Raw genomic sequence first — 22310 nt, forward strand, 5'->3', positions numbered from 1 at the left:
AAAAAGATTGTAGCAAATGGCAGGATTGCTGCTGCCGAAGAGTTACTGAAGCATCTTTTCTAATATCTATGTACGCCTCAGTTTGAGTTCATGATCACGAGCATAAATTACACATTTGGCTAAATCAGTTTTCGGTTCAGAAAATGTGGCTATTTCATCTGATTAAACGTTTTATTAAAATATTTTCAAATAAATTTCAAAATTGTTTGCATTTAAGAAAAATAATCTGCTACTTTACGGTGTAGAAAATACACTAAGAAATGAATTTTAACACTTCAATTATTACAACGATTATTATTACCACCGGTATAAACCAGCGGGGCTAATTTGTTGTAAATTGAAAAAATATAAAACACCAAAAGCGTCCCGACAAAAATCGGGGCGCTTTTTTTTTAACTCCAAACTAAATGAAAGTACTAAAATTCGGCGGCACATCCGTAGGTTCGGCCGAGAACATTAAAACGCTACTGCGCATAGTAGCCCAAGAAAAATTACAGAGCAATCCGGTAGTTGTATTATCGGCAATGAGTGGCGTAACCAATTTGCTTACCGATATGGCCGAAAAGGCAGAACGGGGCGAAGATTACGATGCATCTTTAAAAGAAATTGAAGCCAAACACTTCGCCGTAATTCGCACCCTACTTCCGGCCGGCGCTCAAAACCCAGTATTTACACGTTTGAAAATCTTTTTTAATGAGTTAGAAGATTTATTACAGGCGGTTACCAACTTACGCGAGTTGAGCCTGCAGACCAAAGATCAAATTTTAAGCTATGGCGAGCGTTGCTCATCTTTCATGATTGCACACATTGCGGCACAGCAATTTCCAGAAGCCTTGTATGTTAATGGTGCAGAATTGATAAAAACAGATAACAATTTCGGACAGGCAAGGGTTGATACGGAGCTTACCGAAATGTTGATTAAAAATTTCTACCAAGAAAATAAAAGTAAAGTGCTTTTTGTTACTGGCTTTATTGCTAGCAATGCAAATGGTAGAGTAACCACTTTAGGGCGTGGAGGAAGCGATTACACCGCGGCTGTATGGGGAGCGGCTTTAAATGCGGAGGAGATTGAAATTTGGACGGATGTTAATGGAATGATGACTGCCGACCCACGTATTGTCAAAAAGGCTTTCTCTTTACCCGAACTGAGTTATACTGAGGCCATGGAATTGAGTTATTTTGGGGCGAAGGTTATTTATCCACCAACGATGATTCCCGCCTTTATGAAGAAAATTCCGATTGTAATTAAAAATACTTTCGAGCCTGACTTTGCTGGAACTTACATCAAAAGTGACGTTAAAACATCGAGTTTGCCTATAAAAGGCATTTCTTCGATTGACCACATTAGCATCATCAATTTGACTGGAAGTGGAATGGTGGGCAAGGCGGGTTTTAGCGGGAGATTGTTTTCTTTACTTTCTCGCGAACAAATTAATGTAGTACTGATTACCCAATCTTCTTCAGAGCATAGCATTACCTTTGCGGTGAAACCTACTGATGCCGGGCAGGCCATTGCTTTAATTAAAAAAGAGTTCGAATTAGAATTGGATGCCAATAAACTGGCTTTACCAGAAGTTGAAAATAATTTAGCGGTTTTGGCCATTGTTGGCGAAAACATGAAGCATACGCCGGGCATGAGCGGTAGATTGTTTAACGCATTAGGCAGAAATGGTATAAACGTTAGGGCCATTGCTCAAGGATCTTCAGAATACAATATTTCGGTAATTATCGGTGCTGGCGATTTATCAAAAGCCGTAAATGCCGTCCATGATGCCTTTTTTACCGATTTGAAAAGAACACTAAACATTTTCTGTTTAGGTACAGGTAACATCGGCAAAACCTTATTCAATCAGTTGAAAGAGCAAATGCCTTTTTTGGCGGCCAACAACGATTTACAAGTTAAAGTTGCAGGCATTAGTAACACCAGAAAAATGATTTTCAAAGCGGAGGGCCTATCACTTGATGAATGGGAATCGGAATTGGAAAAAGATGGCGAAACAGCAGACTTGGCCGGCTTTGTTGAAAAGATGAAGCAGATGAATTTGCCAAACTGTGTTTTTGTGGATAATACCGCAGCAGAAGCGCCAATTGAATTTTATCAAGGCATTTTTGAAAGCAGCATTTCTGTGGTTACTTGCAATAAAAAAGGCAATTCGGCTGATTTTGCTCAATACAAATCATTTAAAGATACGGCCCGTAAATTTGGGGTAGATTTTTATTATGAAACCAACGTAGGCGCAGGGCTACCAATTATCCGTACGCTTAGAGAATTAATGATGAGTGGGGACAAAGTTGCACGTATTGAGGCCATTTTATCAGGAACTATTTCTTACATTTTCAACAACTTTAAAGGTGATGCAGGATTTTACGAAACCGTGAAAGAGGCACAAGAACTGGGCTACACTGAACCCGATCCGCGTGATGACTTAAACGGAAAAGATTTTATGCGTAAAATGTTGATTTTGGCTAGAGATGCAGGCTATCCTTTAGAAGCATCGGACGTTAAGATTGACAACATTTTGCCAGAAGCTTGTTTAAATGCCACTTCGGTTGAAGACTTTTACACTGAATTGCAGAAAAATGCAGCCTATTTTGAAGACTTAAAAACCACAGCCGCTAACGATGGAAAAGTACTGCGTTACATTGGTAAGTTAGAAAATGGAACCGTAGAAATCAGTTTGCAAATGGTTGATGATAGTCATCCGTTCTTTATGCTTTCAGGCAGTGATAACATCATTTCTTTTACAACAGACAGGTATAAGTCTCGTCCATTGGTGGTTAAAGGACCAGGTGCAGGCGCTGAAGTTACCGCAGCTGGAGTTTTTGCAGATATTATAAACGTAGGCTCCTTAAGCTAAAAAAGAAAGCCAATTATACAATCCATATTACGCGCCCAATAAAAGCTTGGGAAAAATTAGAGATAAAATGTCAAACAACATAAGTCCAAAAGAAGAGGTTTTAAACCTCAAAAAGAACGATACAAAAACACCACTAAAGGTTATCCGCGTGTTTGCACCGGCAACAGTTGCCAACGTGGTTTGCGGTTTCGATGTGTTGGGCTTCGCAGTAAATGAACCTGGAGATGAAGTTGAAATGCGCTTAACCGAAATACCAGGGGTAGTGATTAAAAAAATTACTGGCGATGATGGAAAATTGCCCTTAGATGCAGCCAAGAACACGGTAAGCGCAAGTGTACAGCATTATTTAAAGCATGTTAACCGCTTAGATGTAGGGGTTGAAATTGAATTGCACAAGAAAATGCCAATTGGCAGCGGGTTGGGTTCGAGTTCTGCGAGCACGGTTGCGGGTTTGTTTGCCATCAACAAATTAATGGGCGATTTATTAAGTCCGAAGGAGTTGGTTCCCTTTGCCATGAAAGGTGAAGAATTGGCTTGTGGCTATGGGCATGCAGATAATGTAGCACCGGCAATTTTAGGTGGCTTCGTCTTGGTGAGAAGTTATGATCCATTGGATGTAATTTCATTACCAACACCTGTAGGCATGTTTGCTGCAATTGTTTACCCAGAGGTGGATGTGCCAACAAAAGATGCCCGCCAAATGATTCGAAGCAAAGTGTTTTTAAAAGACGCCGTTACACAATGGGGTAATGTTGCTGGCTTAGTGAGTGGCTTGTTTATGAATGACTTTGATTTAATTGGCCGAAGCATGAAAGATGTTTTGGTTGAACCTACCCGATCAATCTTAATTCCTGGGTTCGAAGAAATGCGAGCCATAGCGATGGAAAATGGTGCAATTGGCTTTGGTATTTCTGGTTCAGGGCCATCGGTTTTTTCTTTAACAAAGGATGAAGAGAGCGCAAAACGCATCACTAAAGCACAACAACAACTTTTACATAAATTAAATATTAACAGCAAAGCCTATGTTTCTTCAGTAAATGCTGAAGGGCCAAGAGTACTTTAAGATAGGTTTACGACCGACGTTTCAGCGCGCTTTAAATAATCAAGTGCGATAAACTAAACCATCGAAATCTTGAACTTTATTACCTTAACAATGAAACTATATTCAACCAACAATAAAGATTTACGTGTATCCTTTAAAGAAGCTGTTTTTAACAGCATGCCACAGGATAAAGGCTTATACATGCCTGTAGAAATACCAGCTTTAGATTCAGATTTTATCGAGAATATTGAAAAATACAGCCTACCGGAAATTGCTTACCAAGTGGCCGCAACTTTGCTAAAAGACGAGATTCCGGTGGAAGATTTGAAGGCCATTATTGAAGATGCCATTAACTTCGAAGCGCCTGCCGTAAAGTTAGACGACCACACTTTCGTTTTGGAATTATTTCACGGACCTTCCCTAGCTTTTAAAGATTTTGGTGCTCGTTTTATGAGTAGGGTGATGGCTTATTTTTTGAAAGATGGCGAACAGTTATTAGATGTTTTAGTAGCTACCTCTGGCGATACTGGTGGTGCCGTTGCACTGGGCTTTCTTGGTGTACCAAATACCAGAGTTACCATTCTTTATCCAGAAGGAAAAGTTAGCCCTATACAAGAATTACAATTAACCACCAACGGTGCAAACATCAGAGCTGTAGAAGTGAAGGGTACTTTTGATGATTGCCAAGCACTGGTTAAACAAGCTTTTGCAGATGATGAATTGAATACCAAATTCCGACTAACATCTGCAAATTCGATTAATATTTCGAGATTAATTCCGCAAACATTCTATTATTTTAACACCTATGCACAACTAAAAAAGCAAGGATTTAAAGATGTGATTTTTTCCGTACCAAGTGGAAATTTCGGAAATATCGGGGCAGGTTTATTGGCCTACAAATTAGGATTACCTGTTAAACAATTTATTGCGGCAACAAATGTAAACGATACCGTTCCTCGTTTCTTACAATCGGGTATTTACGAAACCAAACCATCTACCCAAACCTACTCAAATGCAATGGATGTGGGTGCGCCTAGCAATTGGGTGCGGATTATGGATTTGTTTAGCGGCAACGTAGATGAACTCAAAAAAGTAGTGACCTCTTATCGCTTTGATGATGAAGAAACACTTAACGGAATTAAAGCGATTGACTCCAAATTCGATTATGTTGCTTGTCCGCACACGGCTATTGCTTACCTAGCGATTGAAAAATTCAGAAACGAAAATCCAGATGATCAGAGTGCCGCTGTATTTCTTTCAACGGCCCATGCCTGCAAATTTCCAGATATTTTCCCTACTAACATTGCCGATAAAATTGAAATTCCGGTACAACTTAAAGCTTTAGAAAGTAAAGCAAAACATGCAGATCAATTGAGTGTAGATTTTGAATCGTTTAAAATTTATTTATTGAATGGTTGAGGTGGATTGAAAATCCCCATTTTCTTAGGTCGAGAAAACATTTCTCGACCAACCTAATTAACAATTAGCTAGTCGGGATTTGCAATCCCGACTTAAGAACTAAGGATTTGTAATCCTTTATTGTATTAGAAATTCACAGTTCCACAGTCTAGAAAACAATTCTAGATCAACTTAATTATCAAAAGCTAGTCGGGATTCGTAATCCCGACTTAAGAACTAAGGATTTGTAATCTTTTATTGGATTAAAAATCCACAGTTCCACGGTCGAGAAAACATTTCTCGACCAACCTAATTAACAAAAGCTAGTCGGGATTTGTAATCCCGACTTAAGAACTAAGGATTTGTAATCCTTTATTGCATTATAAATCCACAGTTCCACGGTCTAGAAAACAATTCTAGATCAACTTAATTAACAAAAGCTAGTCGGGATTTGCAATCCCGACTTATGAACTAAGGATTTGTAATCCTTTAATGAATTATAGATCCACAGTTCAACGGTCGAGAAAACATTTCTCGACCAACTCAATTAACAAATAGCTAGTCGGGATTTGGAATCCCGACTTAAGAACTAAGGATTTGTAATCCTTTAATGAATCCCCTATTCAAGATCACATCAACACCGTACAAAGACCAATATTTTAAACATTAATATGGCTTTCAAATACAATGTGACGGAACAAAATGATCTTTATTTCGTAACCATTACAGTAGTGGGTTGGATCGATGCCTTTACGCGAAAGGAACTTTCTTATGTGATAATTGACAGCTTAAAGTTTTGTCAAGAAAAGAAAGGATTGATCCTATATTCATGGTGTTTGATGCCTAGCCATCTACACATGATTGTGAGCGCCAAGGAAGGCAATAGACTTTCAGATATCATTAGAGACTTCAAGAAATTCACCTCAAAGCGGATTATTTCTACCCTAAAAGAAATCAATGAAAGCAGGGATTGGTTGTTGGACAAATTTTCCTTTGCTGCAAAAACACATAGTAAAAGTAAAGAATTTAAATTTTGGCAAGATGGTTTTCATCCCATTGCACTTTATTCAAATGAATTCAAAGATCAAAAATTAGATTATATCCACTACAATCCTGTTGAAGCGGGTATTGTAGCAGAACCCGAACATTATCTCAACAGCTCTGCAATTAATTATTCAGGTGGTTTGGGGTTAATCGATATTGTATTTTTATAGTAGAGTAGTTGAAGAATTATATGTGGATTAAAAAAATGCACAGACCTACGGTTAACAAAAGCTAGTCGGGATTTGCAATTCCGGCTTAAAAACTAAGGATTTGTAATCTTTTATTGGATTAAAAATCCACAGTTCCACGGTCGAGAAAACATTTCTCGACCAACGTAATTAACAAAAAGCTAGTCGCGATTTGCAATCCCGACTTAAGAACTAAGGATTTGTAATCCTTTATTGCATTATAAATCCACAGTTCCAAGGTCGAGAAAACATTTCTCGACCAACTTCATTAATAAAAAGCTAGTCGGGATTTGCAATCCCGGCTTAAGAGCTAAGGATTTGAAATCCTTCATTGGATTAGAAATCCAAAGTTCCACGGTCGAGAAAACATTTCTCGACCAACCTAATTAAAAATTAGCTAGTCGGGATTTGCAATCCCGGCTTAAGAACTAAGGATTTGTAATCCTTTATTGCATTATAAATCCACAGTTCCACGGTCGAGAAAACATTTCTCGACCAACCTAATTAACAAAAGCTAGTCGGAATATGCAATTCTTAAAATATCGCCTTTGCGATCCTTTTGGTTTGTTCTGGCCTGCCCATGGTGTAAAAATGCAATACTGGCGCACCAAAATCTATCAACTCCTTACATTGCTTAATCATTGCTTCAGTTCCGATTTCTTTAGCTTCTGCATTGCTTTTCGCATGAGATAGAGCATCTGTGAGTTCGTCCGGCAAATCTATATGGAAAATCTTAGGCAGAACGTTTAGTTGCGTAAGGGTACTTATCGGTTTTAAGCCTGGTATAATCGGAACATTAATATCATTCTCTCTACATTTTTTAACAAAGTCGAAATACTTCTGATTATCGAAAAACATTTGAGTAACAATAAACTCTGCGCCCATATCAACCTTCTGCTTCAAGTATTTGAAGTCGGCATTTAAATTTGGAGCCTCAAAATGCTTTTCAGGATAGCCTGCCACACCAATACAGAAATCACTTTTAAAGGTTTCGATATCTTCATGTAAAAATTTACCATCATTGTGGTTTTTGATGTGCTGAATCAAATCCGTTGCATAGCAATGTCCGCCCTTTGTCGGGATAAATGAATGGTCTGCCGCACGGGCATCGCCCCGTAAAGCCAATACATTGTCGATTCCTAGAAACTGCAAATCTATCAAGGCATTTTCGGTTTCCTCTTTGGTGAAACCGCCACAAATCAAATGGGGTACGGCATCAATTTTATATTTATGGATAATTGCAGCGCAAATGGCTATTGTACCAGGCCGTTTACGGTAAGAAACTTTTTGCAACAGTCCGTTTTCTTGTTCTTTATAAATGTAATCCTCCCTTAAAGATGTTACATCAATAAATGGTGGATTAAACTCCAATAGAGGATCAATGGCATCATAAATCCATTGGATGCTTTGCCCCTTAATTGGCGGTAAAAGTTCAAAAGAGAATAAGGTTTTACCCTTTGCGTTAATGATATGGTCTGTAATCTTCATGCTTAATTTTAGTCTGCTATGCTGATGCGAGAAACACCTTTAAAAACACAGCTATTTTGTTTGTTGCCTACGTTAACATTTTATGCCTTACTAATAAATTCCGAATAGAAATTAATAAGCCAAATTTGGACTTAGCCACCTTTCTACCTCCTCTATCGTCATGTTTTTACGAGCGGCATAATCTTCAATTTGATCCTTTGTAATTTTGCCTAAACCAAAATACCTCGAATCGGGATGAGCGAAATAAAAGCCACTTACCGCAGCTGTAGGATACATGGCGTAACTTTCAGTTAAATGTAAGCCGATTTCCTGTTCAGCATTGAGCAATTGAAATAAAGTGCCTTTTTCGGTGTGTTCAGGGCAAGCTGGATAACCTGGCGCCGGACGAATACCTGCATATTCTTCTTTAATTAATGCAGAATTATCTAAATTCTCATCTTTTGCATAACCCCAATATTCCTTACGCACCCGCTCATGCATCCTTTCAGCAAAGGCTTCTGCTAAGCGATCGGCCAATGCTTTTGCCATAATACTGTTATAATCATCATGATTTGCTTCAAACTCATTCACCAATTCATCTATCCCAATACCTGTCGTTACAGCAAAACCGCCAAAGTAATCTTGAACACCGCTTTCTTTAGGCGCAATAAAATCAGATAGTGCGTAGTAAGGCTGGCCATCTACTTTTTCGGCCTGTTGGCGAAGGGTGTGAATAACAACCCGATTCAATTCTTCAGAATCACCATCTCCAACCTGTAGTTCGATATCATCGCCAATGGCATTTGCAGGCCAAAAACCAATAACGCCCCTTGCCGTCAATAATTTTTCATCTAAAATACGTTTCAATAAAACTTGAGCATCATGGAAGAGTTTTTTAGCTTCATCACCCACGTTTTTATCATCAAATATTTTAGGATAACTACCACGGAGTTCCCAGGTGTGGAAAAACGGTGTCCAATCTATGTAAGGTACTAACTCCTCTAAAGGATAATTGTCAAAAACTTTTGTCCCTGTAAACTGAGGAACTGTTAGGTTTTCTTTAAAATCAATTTTAAACTTATTTGCTCTGGCGTCTTCAAGCGTTTTAAAACGTTTGTCAGAGCGTTTATTCAAGTGTGCCTCTCTGGCCTTATCATATTCAGCCCTAATGCCAGCAACATATTCGTCCTTAGTTTCAGGATTCATCAAAGTGCTGCAAACCGTTACACTTCTTGATGCATCCAAAACATGAATAGCGGGTCCAGAATAGTTTGGCGCAACCTTTACCGCTGCATGAATGCGAGACGTTGTGGCTCCGCCTATAATTAATGGAATGGTAAAACCCTCTCGCTCCATTTCTTTCGCGAAGTGAACCATTTCATCTAGAGATGGGGTAATTAAGCCACTTAAACCGATGATATCGGCGTTAATTTCTTTGGCTTTCTTAATGATTTCCTGTGCCGGAACCATTACACCCATATCTACAATTTCGAAATTATTACAGGCCAATACCACGCCTACAATGTTTTTACCAATATCGTGTACATCACCTTTTACAGTAGCCATTAAAACTTTACCTGCTGATGAGCTTTGATCTTGATCGGGATTATCCAATTTTTCTTGTTCGATGAAAGGCAATAGATAAGCTACCGCCTTTTTCATCACTCGGGCCGACTTTACCACTTGAGGCAAGAACATTTTACCTGCTCCGAACAAGTCGCCAACGATGTTCATTCCATCCATTAAGGGCCCCTCAATAACCTGAATTGGACGAGCATATTTTTGACGGGCTTCTTCAACATCATCATCTAAATACTCAACAATTCCTTTCACAAGCGAATGCGATAGTCGGTCTTCAACTGTACCTTTCCGCCATTCCTCATCGCGAACAATTTCTTTGCCTTTGCTTTTTATCGTGTCAGCATATTCTACCAGGCGTTCAGTGGCATCTTCTCGGCGATTAAGCAACACATCTTCTACCCTTTCGAGTAACTCTGGCGGAATTTCTTGATACACTTCCAACATCCCGGCGTTCACAATGCCCATATCTAAACCCGCCTGAATGGCATGATATAAGAATGCAGAGTGCATGGCTTCGCGGACGGTATTGTTTCCTCTAAATGAGAAAGATATATTGGAAACACCCCCACTAACTTTGGCGTATGGTAAGTTTTCTTTAATCCACCTTGTGGCATTTATAAAATCTACAGCGTAATTGTTGTGCTCTTCTAAACCTGTTGCCACAGTTAAAATATTCGGATCGAAGATAATGTCCTCAGCAGGGAAACCAATTTCATGCACTAGAATATCGTAACTTCTTTTACAAATTTCTTTTCTCCGTTCGTAGTTATCGGCCTGTCCCTGCTCATCAAAGGCCATTACCACAACCGCAGCGCCGTATTGCATAATTTTCTTTGCACTCTCGCGAAATTTGTTTTCGCCTTCCTTTAAAGAAATGGAGTTTACAATGCCTTTGCCCTGCAAACATTTCAAGCCATTTTCAATAACCGACCATTTTGAGGAATCGACCATGATGGGAAGTTTCGCAATGTCTGGCTCAGAAGCAATTAGATTCAAAAACTTGGTCATGGCCGCTTCCGAATCCAACATACCTTCGTCCATATTTACATCGATGATCTGAGCGCCACCTTCCACTTGCTGTAAGGCAACCGCCAATGCCGCTTCATAATCGCCCCCCAAAATTAACTTAGAAAATTTAGGTGAACCTGTGATGTTGGTTCTTTCGCCAATATTAACAAAAATGCTTTCTGGAGTAATGGTAACGGGCTCTAAACCACTTAAGCGCATAAACGGCTCTATTTGTGGGATTTTTCTTGGACTAGCTTTTCGAGCATTTTTGGCAATACAGCCAATGTGCTCTGGTGTTGTACCACAACAACCGCCTACAATATTTACAAAGCCTGATGAAATAAAATCATCAACCAAATGAGCGGTTTCATGAGGTTGTTCATCATAAGCACCAAATTCGTTTGGTAAGCCCGCATTTGGATAGGCTGATACATAACAACCCGCCTTTGCAGCCAGCTCCTCAATATGCGGACGCATTTCTTTTGCACCCAAAGCGCAGTTAAAACCGATACTCAAAGGGTTAGCATGCCTTACAGAATTTAAAAAAGCTTCTGCGGTTTGCCCTGAAAGTGTTCTTCCTGAAGCATCGGTAATGGTACCAGAAATCATAATTTCTAGTTTTCTACCAATAATTTCTTCGTATTTTTTGATCGCAACAATAGCAACCTTGGCATTTAGGGTATCGAAGATGGTTTCAATTAAAAGCACATCAGAACCACCATCAACCAACCCGCGCACTTGTTCATAGTAGGCGGCCTCCAACTCATCAAAGTAAACGGCTCTGTAACCAGGATCATTTACATTCGGCGACATAGAAAGTGTTCGGTTTGTTGGACCAATGGCACCTGCCACAAAGCATTTGCGATCTGGATGAGCAGCCATAAATTCGCTAACCGCCTCTTTTGCTACTCTCGCCCCTTCAAAACTCATTTCGTATGACAAATCTTCCATTTGGTAATCGGCCATGGAAATGCGTTGCGTACTGAAAGTATTGGTTTCGATAATATCTGCACCAGCATTCAAATACTCCAAATGGATGGCCTTTATAATATCCGGGCGGGTTATGTTTAAGAGGTCGTTATTCCCCTTTACATCGCAAGGATGGTTAGCAAAACGTTCCCCTCTAAAATCTGCTTCTGATAAAGTATAACGTTGAATCATGGTGCCCATGGCCCCATCAATTACTAAAATACGTTTTTCTAATTCTTCTCTAATGCTCATTTGTTGTTGTTAGTACCAAAAACCTTAAATCGAATATCAAAATGCCCTAATATTCTACTAATGGTAAATGATGCGCAAAATATACAGACTAAATTTGTCTCGATATTTATGCTTTATACCTGATGTTTAAAAGGCTTATTTAAAAAGTGGCACGTAAGCGATACCCTAAACTTATCTGTTCCGCACCAACAATAATCAGTACGAATAGAATTTAGCACCTTGTTGGCACAGGTTGCTAAGACATCTTTGGGTCTAATCCCTCCGTCTTTCTTAATAAGCACACAAAAATGCAACAAAGCAACATCAATTCCAAAAATTATCGGGCAACTGCCAAATAAAATTACAAAGGCCATGCAATTATGCACGGCCTTAAGAATATTGTTCTGTTTATGAAATTATTTTCTGTTTCCGAATATGCGAAGCAAAAAGATAAAGATGTTTAGGAAATCTAAATACAATGATAAAGCAGCAACAATCGAAGTTTTCTTAGCATCAACAGATAATACCTGATCTCCACTTGCTTCAATTCCTTCTCCAATTCTTTTGATTTTCTGAACATCATAAGCGGTTAAAGCGGTAAATATAGCCACCCCTGCATAGGCCAATAGCAAATTAAAACCTTCACTTTGGATAAAATAATTAATTAGGGTTGCCACAACAAGCCCAATAACCCCAACCATTAAAATAGTGCCGAACTTACTTAAATCTACATTGGTAGTGTATCCCATTACAGCCATAATTCCGAAAATACCAGTTGCGCCAGCAAAACAACTTACTACAGAGCTTGATGTATATGCCCAAAGTATGAAACTTAAGCTTACACCTGTTAAGGCAGCATAAAGCACAAACAAGGCAACCAATGCTACATAAGAAAGCCTGCTCAAGCCGAAACTAATTGTCATAACAAGACCAAGTGGAGCAAACATGGCAATGTAACCGAAAATGGTTGTGCTCACTTTTCCAGTTTCTGGGTTTACTACCCTCAAATACTGCATCAATTCTAAATTTGTACCAAAAAGGTATGCGGCAAGGGTTGATAAGCCTAGCGCTACAAACATCCATGTAAAAACGCTTGCGAAGAATTTTTTTGAAACCGATCCCTCCTCTACGAAAACACTATTCTTTTGATATTGAAAATTTTGTTGTTCCATTTTAATTTGTGTATGTATAATAATATAAAAATAAGGCTTTAATTCAATCTTTTTGTCAGTTGCTCTTCAACTTTTTTAAAGAATTGTAAAGGCTTTAAAGTTCGCCAAGGCATTTCATCAAAAGCTCCCCCGAAGTTTATAAAATAATCGATATTGTTATCCTTAAACTCTCGAATCACATGCTCGCTAAAGTTGATGCCGGCAATCCATCCTTCTTCCACTTCTTGAAACCATTCTTCATAGTAACTGTCATCAGAAGCATGAAAATTTAAAACATTTTCGCCAATAAGGATAAACTTGTTAATGCCCTCATCCATCATCAGTTCCAAAATATCGCGCTTCAACAACATAATATCGTTATTAATGGCATCATTCCATTCTCCAATAAATTCTATTATGGCATAACTTCTGTCGTAATCGGCAAACAATACTTTCATATAAAGCGTGTTCGAACCAAATTCATCCCATTGCGGGTGTAACAAGAAGTTGTATATCTGCTTATCGAAATAAAGCTCCGAATATTCGGTATTATAAAATGGCGAACGCTCATCTTCTGCCGAAATATATTCATCTCTCCACTGATAATAAGGCTCTATTTCGTGCATTGGTAAATTTTAATTTTGATTGAACGTTTTGAAAGCGCAAATGTTTCAAATGTTGGTGATTATACGCATTGCTACAGTTGATCTTATTTATTACTGAGGTTGTTTTTGCCCAGCGGCAACGGCTTTTCGAACACTTCCGTACTGCGTTAACAATTCGGCAGCTTCGTTGTAATCAATCTTCAATTCATTGGCAACCATTTGCACACCGCGATCAACCAACTTGTGATTTGTTAACTGCATATCAACCATTTTATTGCCAACTACACGTCCCAATTGCACCATTACCGTGGTACTCAGCATGTTTAGAACCAGTTTTTGAGCCGTTCCAGATTTCATCCGTGTAGAACCGGTAATAAATTCAGGACCAACAACCACTTCAACCGGAAAATCAGATTCTGCAGCAATCGGACCACCCGTATTGCAAACAATGCATCCTGTTAAAACACCCATTTTACGAGCGGTATTTAAACCACCAATTACGTAAGGTGTGGTGCCAGATGCGGCTAAGCCTACTAAGCAATCCTTTTCATTAATGTTAAACTCTTGCAAATCTTTCCAAGCTTGTTCTGCATCATCTTCGGCAAACTCTACAGCTTTTCTTATGGCGGTATCACCGCCAGCAATTATGCCCACTACCCAATCGAAGGGTACACCATAAGTTGGAGGACATTCAGAGGCATCTACAACGCCCAAACGGCCACTTGTTCCTGCACCAATATAAAAAAGACGACCGCCTTTTTTCATTCTTTCGGCAACTGCCGAAGTTAATTTTTCTATCTGAGGCAAAGATTTTTCAACTGCGAAAGCCACAGTTTTATCTTCGTTATTAATGCCCTGCAAAACTTCCATTACCGACATTTGATCAATGTGGTTATAGTTGGATTCGTGCTCGGTTACTCTGTCCATAAATTTAATTTTGATAAAATTCGGTAAATTCTTTCTAAAAACTGGCTTAAAAATTCAAAAATATATGTTCAAATGCGAAAGTTGTAAATCGCAAACTTAATTTATAATAAAAATTATAAACAAAAGACAGTTAAATTGAGTTAAAAAATTAACCAACCCGCTAATTTTCATAAATTTGTAGCAACGCTGATGAAGAAAAATACCCGTAACAATCTATTGATATCCCTGAGCTATTCTATCATTTTAATAGCAGGAATGGTATTGGGTATAAAATTTATCAAAGATCAAGGTTACGGCGTTCAAAAAAACTCAAAACTTGCCGATAACAATTCCGAAAAACTCGATGAAATTCTTCACATCATCAATCGGAATTATGTTGATGACATCAATACCGATTCGCTACAGAATTTGCCTATCGATAGCGTGCTTCACCAACTCGATCCGCATAGCGTTTATCTTCCGCCATCTGATGCGCAAGATATGACCGATAACCTAGAAGGAAATTTTGAAGGCGTGGGCATTGAATACTATATGCTTAACGATACCATGATGGTTACCGGAGTGGTTAAAGATGGCCCAGCATATCAAGCCGGAATTAAACTTGGCGATAAAATTTTGAGTATAGATTCTACTTACGTAAGTGGAAGAAATTTGCCCAAAGAACAACTCACCGGCCGCTTTAAAGGCAAAGCAGGAAGCGGTGTAAGTGTGCTATTAACCAGAGCCGGACTTAGCCAACCAAGCAGACTGATGGTTACCAGAGGCAAAGTAAACATCAGCAGTATTGATGCTTATTACATGATGAACAGCGAAACAGGCTACGTACGCATTAGTAAGTTTGGTGCCAACACCGATGAAGATTTCGCCCTTGCAGCCAATAACCTAAAGGCTAGAGGGATGAAAAAACTTATTCTAGACTTACGCGATAACGGTGGTGGCTATTTTACCGCAGCAACAGGTTTGGCAGATCAGTTTCTGCCCGAAAATAAACTCATTGTGTACACCCAAGGCAAGCACGAACCCCGCACCGATTACTTTTCTACCGGTAACGGCGCTTTCCAGCAAGGCAAACTAGCCGTATTAATTAACGAAAATACCGCCTCGGCCAGCGAAATTGTTGCCGGTGCCATACAAGATTTAGGCAGGGGAATTATCGTGGGTCGCCGATCGTTTGGCAAAGGCTTGGTACAAGAACAATTTGCTTTTGGCGATGGCTCTGCACTAAACCTTACCATCGCCAGATACTATACCCCATCAGGCAGAAGCATACAAAAATCATATAAAAAAGGTTATGATGCATACAAGCATGAGCTTGATGAACGAATGAGCGATGGCGAACTTACCGGTGATCGAACATCCTTTCAGGATTCTATTGAAAAGGCAGAAGGTGTTAACGTTACATCAACAAAAAAATTCAGAACGAGTGGTGGCATCCAACCCGATATTTTTGTAAAACTAGATACCACCGGCTACAATAGATTTTATGCCAACTTAGTCAGCAAGAAAATTCTCTCCGATTTTGTTTTCAATGTGTTAACCAACAGATACAGTGCAAGTTTTGTAGAACAAAACATCAACATCTTTAACATTAACGATAATGATTTTAGAGATTTTATCGGTTTCATCCAACGTAAAAACGTACCCATTGATCGGATGCAGCTTTATAGTTCCAAATCAGTTATTCAAAATGATTTGAAAGCCTTACTATGTCGTTACTACTTAGGCGATGTTGGGTATTACAGAGCTGTCAATCAGAATGATAACGCAGTAAAACAAGCCTTGGCAAACCTACAATAACCTTATTATTGGTGAGGCGACAACCATAAAATACGCACTTTTGTGGCTCATTAAATAAACAATAGCTTAGTTTTTTTGGAAATGAACGTTCAGTAATACGACCAACCCGACAGCCCTGCTTTCCGTTATATCCCTGATGAAAAATCAGGGATGCCACTTCAATCACGTTTATGAACAAGGGTAAGCACAATAAGTTCTAGCCTATCAAAAAACTAAACGCCTTAAATCCTTTTTTGGAAATGAACGTTCAATAATACGATCAACCCGACAGCCCTGCTTTCCGTTATATCCCTGATGAAAAATCAGGGATGCCACTTCAATCACGTTTATGAACATGGGTAAGTACAATAAGTTCTAGCCTATCAAAAAACTAAATAGCTTAAATCCTTTTTTGGAAATGAACGTTCAGTAATGCTACCAACCCGACAGCCCTGCTTTCCGTTATATCCCTGATGAAAAATCAGGGATGCCACTTCAATCACATTTATGAACAAGGGTATGTACAATAAGTATTCGCTATGCTCATGCTTGGTAGCCTATTAAAAAATTAAAAGGCAATTTTTGCGTATTAATTTTGTACCGCTACTTTTGTGACCTTTTGTGCCATATGTAGTTCAAAATAAAATTTTGTAAGCTCTACGTAATTTACGATATACCCCCAATAGAGATAGTGTGATAAGCGCATAAAAAATAACGCTCAAAAAGTAAAACTCTTAGTAAGTTATTCGGTTATCTAATAAAATGCTGCTCAACATGATAGAAACCGAAAGACTCTTATTAAAGCCACTAACTCACGATCAACTTTTAAAATTCATTAAAGACGATCATTCTCTGGAAAAAGAGTTTAAAATATTACCGACTAAAAAAAGCATCTCACCCACCCTACAAAAGGCCCTAAAAGAAACCATTTTACCCAATGTTTGCGATCAAGATAAAGACTACTTATACAACACCCTGTGGACAATCATCTCCAAACCGGATGACAAAATAGTTGGTGATATTTGCTTTGTGGGCGAGCCCGACCCGAACGGTGAAATTGAAATTGGCTATGGCACCTACGAGGAATTTCGGGGCAAGGGGTACATGACTGAAGCAGTGGGCAGAATAGTGGAATGGGCTAAAGAACAGCCAAAAGTTAAATCCATCTTTGCCTCCACAGCTAAAGAAAACATTGCTTCTTATTCTATTTTAGAGAAAAACAATTTTGTGCAAATTGGAGAAGTAGATGATATGCTGAGCTGGAACATTAAAATTAAATAACTAACAAGACTATAATTCAATTTCAAATAAACTTAAACTAATGCCCTCGTAATGTTTCGGTAAACCTTCCGTTTCGGTTAGGGTTACAAGGCCTACATAATTAAAACCGCATGAGGTGTAATAGTGCAAAAGCTTTTCATTATCGGCCCAGGTATCCATGCGGATGTATTTAATCGCATGTTTTGAAGCATAACCTTTAGCCCATTTAATAATCTCTTTTACAAAGGCATAACCCCGAAAATTAGGGTGCGTAACAATACGGTGGATGTAGATCGAATCCCGATCGCGATTGCCCCAAATTAATTTATCATTAAAGGTTACGGCAAAAACACAAGCCACCACCCCATCAACAAGAATTTTATACTGCCTATTTTCTGAAACTTCTTGGCTAACCAATTCTAAGCTAAAGCCTTGCCAATGTTTATTGAATACCTTTTTTTGGTGTGCTATAGCTAAATCGTAAAACTCGAAAATGGTATCAATATCACAGCTTTGGCTATTTTGTACTTGAATTTGCATGGCGCAAAGGTAAAGAGGTTTTTGGAGATTGAACAGTAAAATTTAGTTGCCCAATCAATCTATATGAAATGATTTCCTTAAAAGAAAAGGGCTTGTCATTCTAGTGAAAGCAAGCCCTTTGTAATGATATTGAAGATTTAACAATCGCCTTTACGGGCGTAATCTGTCATATTATTTTTGTCTGAAATAAATTTGAATTGGAGAACCAGAAAAATCAAAGTTTTCTCTCAACTTATTCTCAATGAAACGTTTATACGGATCTTTAATATACTGTGGCAAGTTGCAGAAAAATGCAAACATGGGCGAAGTCGCGTTAATTTGAGTGATGTATTTAATTTTAATGTGCTTTCCTTTTAGTGCTGGAGGTGGAAATTTCTCAATTAGCGGCAACATTACATCATTCAATTTTGATGTAGGTATCTTTTTGCTACGGTTTTTATAAACTTCTAAAGCGGTTTCGATTGCCTTAAAAATACGTTGCTTGTTTAATACGGAGGTGAAAATGATCGGCACATCTGTAAAAGGGCGAATACGCTCGTGAATTTGCTCTTCGAAAGCTTTCATGGTTTGCGTATTTTTCTCAATTAAATCCCATTTGTTAACTAAGATTACAATACCTTTTTTGTTTTTCTCTGCAAGGTGGAAGATATTAATATCCTGACTTTCAATTCCTTCTTGGGCATCAATCATTAACACCACCACATCTGCTTCTTCTAAAGCTTTGATGGTACGCATAACGGAATAAAACTCAAGATTTTCCTTAACCTTGGTTTTTTTACGCAATCCGGCGGTATCAATCAGCATAAATTCATGACCAAATTGGTTGTAATGAATTTTTATAGAATCGCGGGTTGTACCTGCATTTGCGGTTACAATGTTGCGTTCTTTACCAATTAAAGCATTTACTAAAGATGATTTACCTACATTCGGGCGACCAGCGATGGTTATCTTAGGCAACTGGTTTTCTTCTTCTGGAACATCTTCGAAATTTTTGATGATTTCATCCAATAGTTCTCCAGTTCCCGAACCCGTCATTGAAGATAATGGATACACTTCGCCCAAACCGAAACCGTAAAAAGTGCTAATTTCGCTATGTAGAGCGGTGTTATCTACTTTGTTTGCCGTTACAAATACCGGCTTGTTGCTTCTACGCAAAACCTGTGCAATATCATCATCCAAATCGGTAATGCCTGTAGTTACATCAACCATAAAGATCAATACACTGGCTTCTTCAATGGCAATCATTACCTGCTCACGGATGGCGGCCTCGTACACATCTTCTGAATTGGCTACATAACCTCCGGTATCAATTACTGTAAACTGCTTGTCGGTCCACTCGCCAACACCGTAATGTCTGTCGCGGGTTACGCCACTTAAATCATCTACAATTGCTTTGCGACTTTCGGTTAATCTATTAAAGAGGGTGCTCTTGCCTACGTTTGGCCTGCCTACGATGGCTATAATGTTACTCATGATCTGTGTTATTGATAGTTAATGGCTTATAGTTAATGGTCGGGATATCTAGGCGTTCTGCATAAATGATTTGGCTATCAGCCATTGACTATCAACTACTAACCGATTTCTTTCGGGCTGCAAAGGTACGCTTAATTATCGTAACCAAAGCTCTTTAGGTAGTTCTTTTTGCTTCTCCAATCCGGAATCACCTTTACGAATAACTCAAGAAACACTTTTTTATCCAAAAATTTCTCGATCTCGGTACGGGCTTCGGTGCCTACTTTCTTAAGCATACTACCACCTGTGCCAATTAAAATGTTTTTTTGCGAATCGCGTTCTACCACAATTTCAGCACTGATGCGAATCATATCGCCTTTGCCATGTTTAAGTTGTTCTTCTTTAAAACTTTTAACAATTACCTCGGTGCTGTAAGGGATTTCTTTCTGATAATTTAAGAAGATTTTTTCGCGAATAATCTCCGAAACGAAGAAGCGCTCAGAGCGATCGGTATAATCTTCTTTATCGTAGTAAGCTGGATGTTCTGGCAATAAATCGAGCACCAAATCCATAATTCCATCTAAATTGTGATTATGCAGTGCAGAAATGGCGTGGATGGAAACTGGTTTTAGCTTTTCTTGCCAATAGGCAATCTTTTCATCAACCTGTTCTTGTAGGGCTTTATCTATCTTATTGATGAGTACAATGGTGGGAATATCTCGGTTTAAAATTTTCTCCAAAACATCCTCTTCGTCATGCTCTTCATTAATGTCCGTTACAAATAAAAGTACGTCGGCATCGGTTAAAGATCCGTTAACAAAACTCATCATACTCTCCTGTAAGCTGTATTTTGGCTTGATTATGCCCGGAGTATCAGAAAAAACGATCTGATAATCTTCTTCATTTACGATGCCCAAAATACGGTGTCTTGTGGTTTGAGCCTTAGGAGTTATAATGCTAAGTCGCTCGCCTACAAGCACATTCATGAGGGTTGATTTACCTACATTTGGTTTACCTATTATACTAACAAAACCTGCTTTATGCGCCATTAAAATATTTTTTAAAAAAAATTTGCAGTACAAAGAAACGAATTATATCTTTGCATTCCAATTCGGAAACAGAGTTAAGGATTTAATTCAAGCGAAAAAACGAGTTGATATAGAGTGCGGGGTGGAGCAGTTGGTAGCTCGTCGGGCTCATAACCCGAAGGTCGCACGTTCGAGTCGTGTCCCCGCTACCAAGTAGATTGATGAAGATAGATTTTGTGAACCAGATTTGAAAAAATTGAAGTTCTAGAATCTTAACTCTAAAATTTAATGGCCCGTTCGTCTAGGGGTGAGGACGCCAGATTTTCATTCTGGAAACAGGGGTTCGATTCCCCTACGGGCTACAGAAAATTTATAAAAGAACCTGCAAATATTTAATTTGCAGGTTTTTTGCGTTTAGATGTTATTTTATAAATAGGTCGAATTTCTGAATGGTCTTCAAAATAATAGAAATGAATTAATTAACCTACTTTTTAGAGTTCAACCCTAATTCTATAAAAGAACGAGAGTGTTCGAAAAAGAATTGATAACCGATTACTTAGGCTTCATTTCTATTTCTACAACATTTTGGAACACTGATTTATCCTTTTGCAAAGCATAATTTCTACAATAAGGTTAGCCGTTAGATTGTAATAACGAGTTTTATTCCTCGTTGATTTGTTGTGGTTTTAGGATGCGTTTTCCTGTACGTTTTTTCAATTCCAAAAATCTTAATTTTCTAGCGATGCCATGTCGATTACAAAGCGATATTTTACATCGCCCTTTGCCAGACGTCCAAAAGCTGTATTCACTTCTTGAATGTTGATGATTTCACTTTCAGCAGTAATGTTATGCTTAAAGCAGAAGTCGAGCATCTCTTGTGTTTCGGCAATGCCACCGATGTTTGAGCCCGCAAAGCTCCTTCTTCCCATCACTACATTAAATGCCCCTATTTCGAGTGGTTCTGGTGGAAGGCCCACCAATACCACGCTTCCATCATGCCTTAAAAGATTGAGATAAGTATTAACATCGTGCTTTGCAGAAACGGTATCAAGAATGAAATGAAGTTTGCGATTATATTTAGCCATTTGCTCGCTATCGGCCGAAAGCACTGCCTCGTCGGCACCTAAACGTTTAGCATCAGCTACCTTTTCGGAAGATGTGGTGAACACCACCACCTCAGCACCCATTGCCTTTGCAATCTTGATGGCCAAATGACCCAGTCCCCCAATGCCAAGCACACCAACCTTCTTACCAAGGCCCGCTTGCCAATGCTTTAATGGAGAATATACCGTAATGCCCGCACAAAGCAGTGGTGCCGCAGCTGCCAAATTTTCAAAAGAGGGCATACGCAAAACATACTTCTCGTTGCATACATACGCTTTGGAGAAACCTCCGAATGTTGTACCACCCAGATCGTGATCTAAGCTATTGAAAGAAAAGGTTACCCCATCGTCACAGAACTGCTCGATGCCATCTTCGCAATATTCACAATGCCCGCAGCTGTACACAATACAACCTATACCCGCAAGATCACCAACCTTGAAATCCTTTACGTGATCGCCAACTGCTGTAATCCTACCCAAAATCTCATGTCCTGGAACAATAGGGAACATCGTTCCACCAAAGTCGTTTTTGATCTGGTGAAGGTCTGAGTGACAGATCCCGCAGAAAAGGATTTCCATTTCAACATCGTTTGGCTTAACGACTCTACGATTGATATTCATCTCTGCCAATGGCTGTTCGGCTGGTGCAGTACCATATGCTTTTATTTGCTTGATTTCCATA

At 38.9% G+C, this 22310-nt stretch carries 15 protein-coding genes, 2 tRNA genes and 1 riboswitch; of the genes, 8 read left to right on the forward strand and 9 right to left on the reverse strand.

The genetic code is table 11. The features are described from left to right. The first annotated feature begins 407 nt into the window (after positions 1–407). The 4 genes from thrA to DHW03_RS07940 all read left to right on the forward strand — a co-directional run bounded on the left by thrA (position 408) and on the right by DHW03_RS07940 (position 6512). Positions 408–2858, forward strand: coding sequence for a bifunctional aspartate kinase/homoserine dehydrogenase I (thrA, locus tag DHW03_RS07925; protein ID WP_109925228.1), 2451 nt, complete (start codon positions 408–410; stop codon positions 2856–2858). Positions 2859–2925: 67 nt separating this feature from the next. Next, positions 2926–3921, forward strand: a complete 996-nt coding sequence (locus DHW03_RS07930; RefSeq protein WP_109925982.1) for a homoserine kinase — start codon at positions 2926–2928, stop codon at positions 3919–3921. A gap of 90 nt (positions 3922–4011) precedes the next feature. After that, positions 4012–5319, forward strand: coding sequence for a threonine synthase (thrC, locus tag DHW03_RS07935; RefSeq protein ID WP_109925229.1), 1308 nt, complete (start codon positions 4012–4014; stop codon positions 5317–5319). A 650-nt stretch (positions 5320–5969) separates the two neighbouring features. After that, positions 5970–6512, forward strand: coding sequence for an REP-associated tyrosine transposase (locus DHW03_RS07940; RefSeq protein WP_109925230.1), 543 nt, complete (start codon positions 5970–5972; stop codon positions 6510–6512). A 552-nt stretch (positions 6513–7064) separates the two neighbouring features. Here DHW03_RS07940 and DHW03_RS07945 read toward each other — a convergent pair. From DHW03_RS07945 to murQ, 5 genes are all read right to left on the reverse strand, one after another. Next, positions 7065–8018, reverse strand: a complete 954-nt coding sequence (locus DHW03_RS07945) for a methylenetetrahydrofolate reductase (protein ID WP_109925231.1) — start codon at positions 8016–8018, stop codon at positions 7065–7067. Between the two features lie 111 nt (positions 8019–8129). Continuing rightward, entirely contained in the window at positions 8130–11807 is a 3678-nt protein-coding gene (gene metH, locus DHW03_RS07950) for a methionine synthase (protein ID WP_109925232.1), read from the reverse strand. Positions 11808–11975: 168 nt separating this feature from the next. After that, positions 11976–12087, reverse strand: a riboswitch (SAM riboswitch). Positions 12088–12202: 115 nt separating this feature from the next. Beyond that, positions 12203–12958 (reverse strand): Bax inhibitor-1/YccA family protein, encoded by a 756-nt coding sequence (locus tag DHW03_RS07955; RefSeq protein ID WP_109925233.1) that lies wholly within the window; start codon positions 12956–12958, stop codon positions 12203–12205. A 38-nt stretch (positions 12959–12996) separates the two neighbouring features. Further along, positions 12997–13563, reverse strand: coding sequence for a hypothetical protein (locus tag DHW03_RS07960; protein WP_109925234.1), 567 nt, complete (start codon positions 13561–13563; stop codon positions 12997–12999). Positions 13564–13653: 90 nt separating this feature from the next. Continuing rightward, positions 13654–14469, reverse strand: a complete 816-nt coding sequence (gene murQ / locus DHW03_RS07965) for an N-acetylmuramic acid 6-phosphate etherase (RefSeq protein WP_109925235.1) — start codon at positions 14467–14469, stop codon at positions 13654–13656. A 189-nt stretch (positions 14470–14658) separates the two neighbouring features. On the opposite strand from murQ, the gene DHW03_RS07970 reads away from it, so the two are divergent. Together DHW03_RS07970 and DHW03_RS07975 are read left to right on the forward strand one after the other, a co-directional pair. Further along, complete coding sequence (locus DHW03_RS07970; RefSeq protein ID WP_109925236.1) at positions 14659–16266, forward strand: S41 family peptidase; 1608 nt, start codon at positions 14659–14661, stop codon at positions 16264–16266. 753 nt (positions 16267–17019) lie between these two features. Further along, the gene (locus tag DHW03_RS07975) at positions 17020–17526 is read left to right on the forward strand and encodes a GNAT family N-acetyltransferase (RefSeq protein WP_109925983.1); all 507 of its coding nucleotides are present in this window, start codon (positions 17020–17022) and stop codon (positions 17524–17526) included. Between the two features lie 9 nt (positions 17527–17535). Here DHW03_RS07975 and DHW03_RS07980 read toward each other — a convergent pair whose 3' ends face one another. The 3 genes from DHW03_RS07980 to era form a co-directional block, all read right to left on the reverse strand. Continuing rightward, positions 17536–18045, reverse strand: coding sequence for a GNAT family N-acetyltransferase (locus tag DHW03_RS07980; RefSeq protein WP_205940978.1), 510 nt, complete (start codon positions 18043–18045; stop codon positions 17536–17538). Between the two features lie 171 nt (positions 18046–18216). Continuing rightward, positions 18217–19518 (reverse strand): ribosome biogenesis GTPase Der, encoded by a 1302-nt coding sequence (gene der / locus DHW03_RS07985; protein ID WP_109925237.1) that lies wholly within the window; start codon positions 19516–19518, stop codon positions 18217–18219. A 131-nt stretch (positions 19519–19649) separates the two neighbouring features. Further along, a complete protein-coding gene (gene era / locus DHW03_RS07990; protein ID WP_109925238.1) occupies positions 19650–20546 on the reverse strand; it encodes a GTPase Era in 897 nt (298 codons plus the stop codon). A gap of 115 nt (positions 20547–20661) precedes the next feature. On the opposite strand from era, the gene DHW03_RS07995 reads away from it, so the two are divergent. Both DHW03_RS07995 and DHW03_RS08000 read left to right on the forward strand, forming a co-directional pair. Continuing rightward, positions 20662–20737 (forward strand) — tRNA-Met (locus tag DHW03_RS07995). 78 nt (positions 20738–20815) lie between these two features. Further along, a tRNA-Glu gene (locus DHW03_RS08000) sits at positions 20816–20887 on the forward strand. A 366-nt stretch (positions 20888–21253) separates the two neighbouring features. On the opposite strand, the gene DHW03_RS08005 is transcribed toward DHW03_RS08000, so the two are convergent. Further along, entirely contained in the window at positions 21254–22309 is a 1056-nt protein-coding gene (locus DHW03_RS08005) for an NAD(P)-dependent alcohol dehydrogenase (protein ID WP_109925985.1), read from the reverse strand. Position 22310 lies beyond the last annotated feature (1 nt).

The organism is Pedobacter yonginensis (assembly GCF_003173595.1).
Classification (GTDB): Bacteria; Bacteroidota; Bacteroidia; order Sphingobacteriales; family Sphingobacteriaceae; genus Pedobacter; species Pedobacter yonginense.